Source organism: Deltaproteobacteria bacterium, from assembly GCA_030654105.1.
Lineage (GTDB): Bacteria > Desulfobacterota > SM23-61 > SM23-61 > SM23-61 > JAHJQK01.
The window spans coordinates 1-5,784 of sequence record JAURYC010000290.1 but is presented as its reverse complement, the minus strand read 5'-3'; the positions used below and the strand labels follow the sequence as shown (position 1 = coordinate 5,784).

Sequence of the window (5,784 nt, the reverse complement as noted above, 5' to 3'; positions counted from 1 at the left end):
GGATATTCTTCAGGCTTTCATCCAGTTGATGGGCATTCTGAAATCCAGCTCACGACTTGACCTGATTTTAGGAGAAAATCCTCGCGCCTTCGAGGAGGTTTCCAGTATCTTCCAGGAACACCGAGCAGAAATCATCAGCGTAGGCATGTCCAATCACAAAGATCGGAAAAAACGCATTTATTATTTTCGTCTGGAAAAATGCCCATTGCAGCCAATTATCGACTCCTTAAAAAACAAGGGTTACCAAGTGCTGTCGGTGACGGAATAATGAATCGGAGGGAAACAGATGATTGATGAGACCACAACCCCCCAGGAAGCCATCCGTATAGCCATCGAGCGGGGAAAAGGTTCCAACGAGTTTTACAACCAGGCGGCGAAAATCTCTAAATACCGGGGAACCAGGCAGATGTTCGAATTCCTGGCTAAAGAGGAACTCAAACACCGGCGCATTCTCGAAGAAGAGTTGAACAAGGATTATTTAAAAGAAATATAAAAGAAAAGGGGCATAGGATTCAAGAGTCCAAGGGTTCCAGTGCATGTGTTTTCACTTGACCCCTTGACTCCTCGATCCCTTGAACCGATGGACCCTCTTAAATGGGTTTGAAATATTTAATATCCAGCATGTTCCCCGCCCGCTCTTCCTTGAACACAGCCTCTACGCGCATGCCGATGCTCAACCGCTCATAATCGGTTTCACTGATCAGGTGAGCCAGCCCTGTGTCAGCACCGTCCAGCTTGATAATTCCATAGATCAAAGGTGGGGGGACGGGCTGGACAGGAGTTGGGTAATGGACAACGGTATAGGTTTGTAACGTTCCTCTATTGCTCACCTCCACCCACTCTTTGAGGAGGGAAAAGCACCGGCCACAGGTGGAGCGAGGGGGGACAAAGACCACATTGCATTGCGGACATTTAATGCCCAGGATTTTTTTGCGGTCACGAATCTCGATAAAAAATTTACTCGTGATTGCGCCCATGGAATAGCGGTAGGGAACTTTCAAATCCTGGTGGTCCACGATAGGTTCCAATCCTTCCAACCACCTCTCCATTTTTGCCCCCGATCAGATTTCAGATTGTAGATTGCAGATTGTCATTTTTTTACATTCCGCATTCCGCAATCCGAATTCCGCAATTTAATTATTCTTCTATTGCTTTAAAATACAGAATATCCGCCAGATTCCCTTTTCGCTCCTCCCGAAACACGGCTTTCATCCGCATGCCGATCCTGAGTTTATTTAAGTCCGCAGCGGTTACAAAATGTTGCAGCCGGGTAGTAGCACCCTTCAATTCGATGAATCCGTACCCATAAGGGATCGGGCGTTCCACCCCGGTCATTGGGTCCAGGAACGGGAATTGGACAATGGTGTACCCCCAAAGAGTTCCTTCATCACCCATGTCGACCCACTCCGTGTTTCTTACGAAACAATACCCGCAAGCCGGACGGGGAGGTACAAAGACTTTCTGACACTTCGGGCAACGAATGCCCATGATTCGCTTATGATCCTTGAGTTGTTTTAAAAAATAGCTGGCATAACGCCCGGCTGAATAATCATAAGGGAATTTCGCATCGAACTCAGCTAATAAGAGAGAGCCGCCTTTTTCACTCATCTCCATTACCTCCTAACCCGGTGTTGCCGGAGCCCCTTCATCCTCCCCTCTCTTCCCGGGGGTAGAGGGATGGGGTAAGGGACAAAATTAAATCAATAACTAAGGGGTCCTGGAAAGGATCATTACATCCGACCACCAGCTTCCACCGAATCCCGTAGCCAAGGATCGATTTACGTTGGGCACTTGCCGTTTCCCCCCTTTACCCATTACCTGGATGGCCGCCTCAGCCACACGGATCATGGCCGTGGCCCCTATACAATTGGTGGACAAAACCCCGCCGGAGGGATTCACTGGCAGCTCCCCATCCATATAAGTTGCCCCGGAATCGATCAACTTCCCTCCTTCGCCAGGACCGCAAAAACCCGCGGCTTCGTACCAGGAGAGCTCCGCAAAGGTACACGGCTCATACAGCTCGGCGACATCCAAGTCGCGTAAAGGCTCTTTGATTCCGGCAATCTTGTAGGCTTCTTCGGTCGCGGATCGCAAAGTTCTCAGATTGGCCACCATCTCCAAATCACCCCCGAAAGGTTGATCGTGACGGGTGACTCCGGCAATAACCCACGCCGGATTCTGGCTAATTTTTTTCGCTTTCTCCTCCGCAGCAAAGATCATGGCACACGCCCCATCGGAAGTCGGGCACATGTCCAGCATCTTAATGGGATAAGCCAGCATTTTTGACTTTAAAACCTGTTCCACGGTAAGGTCCAGCTTCAAATGGGCGTGGGGATTATTTAAGGCGTTCTTGCGGTTCTTCACCGCCACTTTGGCAGCCTGCTCCTCGGTGATTCCGTATTTATGCATATAGGCCGTAGCCGAAGCGGCAAAAGAGCCGATAGCCCCTGACATCGTTGCCCGCTCCCAGAGCGGATCAGCCTGAAAGATCAAGCCAGCCGTGGTTTCTCCCTCGGATTGCTTTTCCCAGCCAATGGTCATGACCGTGTCAAAGAGCCCTGAAGCCACGTGATAATACCCGGCGAGGGCCAGGGAGCTTCCGGTGGTTCCACCGGTAGTAATCTTCATCCCGTGTTTGAGAAAAGAGCCGGCGCCGTCCACGGACCACATTTCCGTGAAGAAGATCCCCTCAAAATGCTCCATGTTGCCGATGACCACCCCGTCGATGTCTTCCATAGTCATGTGGGCGTCATCCAGACAACGCCGCACCGCCTCATTGATCATCTCCACAATGTTCACATCTGGACGTTTGGAACGATGGTCTGTTTGGCCCGTGGCCACGATAGCCACGTTTCTCTTCGATCTCCTGGCCATGGCCTCACACCCCCCTTTCCAGAATAATCACGCATTGGCCCTGCCCGCAAGGCCCGCAGTGACCCTGAGCTAAGCCTCTTTTGGCCCCTTCCACCTGGTGTTGCCCCGCTTGGCCCATAAGCTGCAAAGCCGCCTCAGCCACCCGCACCGCCCCGGCCACCGTTACCGGGTTTCCCGACAGAATTCCTCCTGAAGGATTCACGGGCAATTCGCCGTTCAGAGCCGTGATTCCCTTTTCGATCATTTCTCCAGCTTTGCCCCGCTGGCAAAATCCCATCCCTTCCAGCCAGAGAAGTTCCTGATAAGAGTAAAAATCTGAGAGTTCCACCAAGTCTATTTCCTGACGTGGATTGGTAACTCCAGCCATGTTGTAAGCCTTCTTGGCTGCAAGCTCCAGGGATGCCACTTCAGCCAGGTCGCGGTCCCCGAGGTAGAAAGAATCCAGCCGGCTGGCTATGCCGGTGATCCAAACCGGCTTGGGCGACCACTTCCTGGCTTTCTCTTCAATGGCTAATATCATGGCGCAGGCGCCATCCGTAATGGGATAGGCGTCCAAGGCCTTGATCGGATCGGCCAGCATCCCCGAGCTCATTACTTGGCCCACGGTTACATCCATGGCCCGGTGAGGATAAGGATTCTTTTTTCCGTTTTGCAAGTTCTTCACTGCGACCTGGGCACACTGTTCTTCGGTGATGCCATATTTATACATATAACGCTTGGCCTGCATGGCACAGGTGGCCAGCTCATCGAACCCCAAGATCCTCTGATAGAGCGGGTCGAACATCGCATTATTGATCAAGTGCGGTGACCCCTCGGACATCTTGCAGTGGGACACGAGCAGGCAGGAATCGTAACAACCCGAAAGGATACGCATGGCCGCATAAAAAACGGCAAAGCTGCCATCCATGGCTACTTTAGATTCCGCCCGGAGAACGGAGCCACAGGCCTCGCTCACCGTGCGGTTGGATATCGTTCTCCCATCCCAGAAGTCTTGGGAGTTGGTAACAATTTGGTCCATGTCCTCGATAGCCAACCCGGTTTCTTCCAATACTTTACTGCTGACTTCAAAAACTAACTCAGGATAACTGTCGAAGATTTTACGGGACTCGTATTTCGTCTGATAGACGCCCACGATCCCCACGCGATCCGCCATCTCCTCCCCCTATTCCTTATTTCTTCCTTTAATCTTCGCCAATTGTAAAGAAACAGGAAAAATGTTGCAAGAGAAAAAGAATAAAATTAAGTGCGAAAACGGGAGCGATTTATAGACCATTAATTAATGTCCATCCGGAAACTATTTAGAACTTAATCTGTCGGACAATGTCCAGATAAGTTGTTACTTTCTAAAAAATTAATAAAAAATTAATAATTGACAAATTTTGCTAATAGGTTACATTTCTTTCCGGAGGGTGTTTCGCCGAAACCATATAATCAACATAACGCCTAAATGGGTCGCGATTTATTTACTTTAAGGAGGTGATGCTCGGGAATTGCGAATCAATTTGATAAAGGAGAGGGAGGGAAGCAACGAGTCAAGAGAAGAGTCACCTAAACGATCTTCAACCCCCTCGGGATTCCGATAGCTGTTCATTCTCATCCCGGGTTTGGGTCGTTCGTCCCGATTTCAATCAAGGAAACCAGCGGTTCAATCCGGTCCATGTTATTCGGTGAAGAAAAACGAAAGGAGACCCCGATGAAAAACGGCTTTATCAAGATTTTACTGGTAGTGATTCTGGTCTGCGCCATGGCCACACCGGCGATGGCTGAGAAAGTTCTCCGCTGGGCCAGCCAGGGGGATGCTCTGACCTACGATCCCCATTCCGCCAACGAGTCCCCCACCATCCTGGCCATGCAGCAGGTCTATGAGACGCTGGCCATTCGAAACCCGAAATATGAGATCGTTCCCTGCCTGGCCACGAGCTGGAAGACGCTCGATCCCAAGACGTGGGAGTTCAACCTGCGCAAGGGGGTCACCTTCCACGACGGCACTCCGTTTACCGCCGAGGATGTGGCCTTCACCATCAACCGGGCCAAAGGCCCCACCTCGGAATTCCGCAATTACCTGACCACAGTCACCGGCACCAAGGTGGTCGATGATCACACCATCCACATCCTGACCTCCGGGCCCGACCCGGTCCTGATCAACAATCTGTCTTACGTTTTCATCATGTCGAAAAAATGGTGCGAGAAACACGGGGCGACGGAAGCGCAGAATTTCAAGGCCAAGGAAGAGAAATACACGGTTCGCCACGAGAACGGAACCGGCCCGTACGTCCTCCAGATCCGCGAGCCGGACATCAAGACCATTCTGGTGAAGAACCCCAAGTGGTGGAATGCCAAGACGTACCCCTATGAAATCGACAAGATCATCTATACGCCCATTGCCAACCCGGCCACGCGGGTCGCCGCCCTGCTGTCCGGCGAGGTCGACTTCCTCCTCGATCCGCCTTTCCAAGATCTGGATCGATTGAAGAAGAACCCGAACATCAAAGTGGACCAGGTTGCCCAAAACCGCAGCATCTTCTTCGGGCTCGAACAGGCCAGCAACGAACTGCGTTCCTCCAACATCAAGGGCAAGAACCCGTTCAAGGACAAGCGGGTGCGCCAGGCCATGCATCTGGCCATCGACATCAACGCCATCCACAAGGTGATCATGCGCGGGTTGTCGCAGCCGGCGAACGTCATCACCGCGCCCATGGTGCATGGTTACCCCAAAGAATTGGACAAGCGTCCGCCCCATGACCTGCAGAAGGCGAAGACGCTCCTGGCCGAAGCCGGGTATCCCAACGGTTTTGAGGTAAAACTGGATTGCCCCAACAACCGGTACAACAACGACGAGAAGATCTGCCAGGCGGTGGTGGGGATGCTGGGCAAGGCGGGCCTCAAGGTGAACCTGGATGCCCAGTCCAA

At 51.8% G+C, this 5,784-nt stretch carries 7 protein-coding genes; 3 read left to right on the top strand and 4 right to left on the bottom strand.

Annotation, left to right across the window (positions count from 1 at the left end):
* Positions 1–268, top strand: a 268-nt coding sequence (locus tag Q7V48_12695) for a signal transduction protein (protein ID MDO9211587.1), incomplete at its 5' end; no start/stop codon positions are given.
* A gap of 18 nt (positions 269–286) precedes the next feature.
* The gene (locus tag Q7V48_12690) at positions 287–493 is read left to right on the top strand and encodes a ferritin family protein (protein MDO9211586.1); all 207 of its coding nucleotides are present in this window, start codon (positions 287–289) and stop codon (positions 491–493) included.
* A 97-nt stretch (positions 494–590) separates the two neighbouring features.
* Here Q7V48_12690 and Q7V48_12685 read toward each other — a convergent pair whose 3' ends face one another.
* From Q7V48_12685 to Q7V48_12670, 4 genes are all read right to left on the bottom strand, one after another.
* Positions 591–1,049 carry a Zn-ribbon domain-containing OB-fold protein gene (locus Q7V48_12685; protein ID MDO9211585.1) on the bottom strand — a complete coding sequence of 153 codons (459 nt, stop codon included), beginning with the start codon at positions 1,047–1,049 and terminating at the stop codon, positions 591–593.
* A gap of 88 nt (positions 1,050–1,137) precedes the next feature.
* Complete coding sequence (locus tag Q7V48_12680) at positions 1,138–1,608, bottom strand: Zn-ribbon domain-containing OB-fold protein (GenBank protein MDO9211584.1); 471 nt, start codon at positions 1,606–1,608, stop codon at positions 1,138–1,140.
* A gap of 99 nt (positions 1,609–1,707) precedes the next feature.
* Entirely contained in the window at positions 1,708–2,874 is a 1,167-nt protein-coding gene (locus Q7V48_12675) for a thiolase family protein (protein MDO9211583.1), read from the bottom strand.
* Positions 2,875–2,878: 4 nt separating this feature from the next.
* Positions 2,879–4,027 carry a thiolase family protein gene (locus tag Q7V48_12670; protein MDO9211582.1) on the bottom strand — a complete coding sequence of 383 codons (1,149 nt, stop codon included), beginning with the start codon at positions 4,025–4,027 and terminating at the stop codon, positions 2,879–2,881.
* A 540-nt stretch (positions 4,028–4,567) separates the two neighbouring features.
* Here Q7V48_12670 and Q7V48_12665 point away from each other — a divergent pair.
* Positions 4,568–5,784 (top strand): ABC transporter substrate-binding protein (locus tag Q7V48_12665; GenBank protein ID MDO9211581.1); only part of this gene is annotated, 1,217 nt, incomplete at its 3' end.

Excerpts from the sequence above, each read along its gene's own strand:
- Q7V48_12690 (MDO9211586.1), top strand. The coding sequence starts at position 287 with ATGATTGATGAGACCACAACCCCCCAGGAAGCCATCCGTATAGCCATC.
- Q7V48_12685 (MDO9211585.1), bottom strand. The coding sequence starts at position 1,049 with ATGGAGAGGTGGTTGGAAGGATTGGAACCTATCGTGGACCACCAGGAT.
- Q7V48_12680 (MDO9211584.1), bottom strand. The coding sequence starts at position 1,608 with ATGAGTGAAAAAGGCGGCTCTCTCTTATTAGCTGAGTTCGATGCGAAA.
- Q7V48_12675 (MDO9211583.1), bottom strand. The coding sequence starts at position 2,874 with ATGGCCAGGAGATCGAAGAGAAACGTGGCTATCGTGGCCACGGGCCAA.
- Q7V48_12670 (MDO9211582.1), bottom strand. The coding sequence starts at position 4,027 with ATGGCGGATCGCGTGGGGATCGTGGGCGTCTATCAGACGAAATACGAG.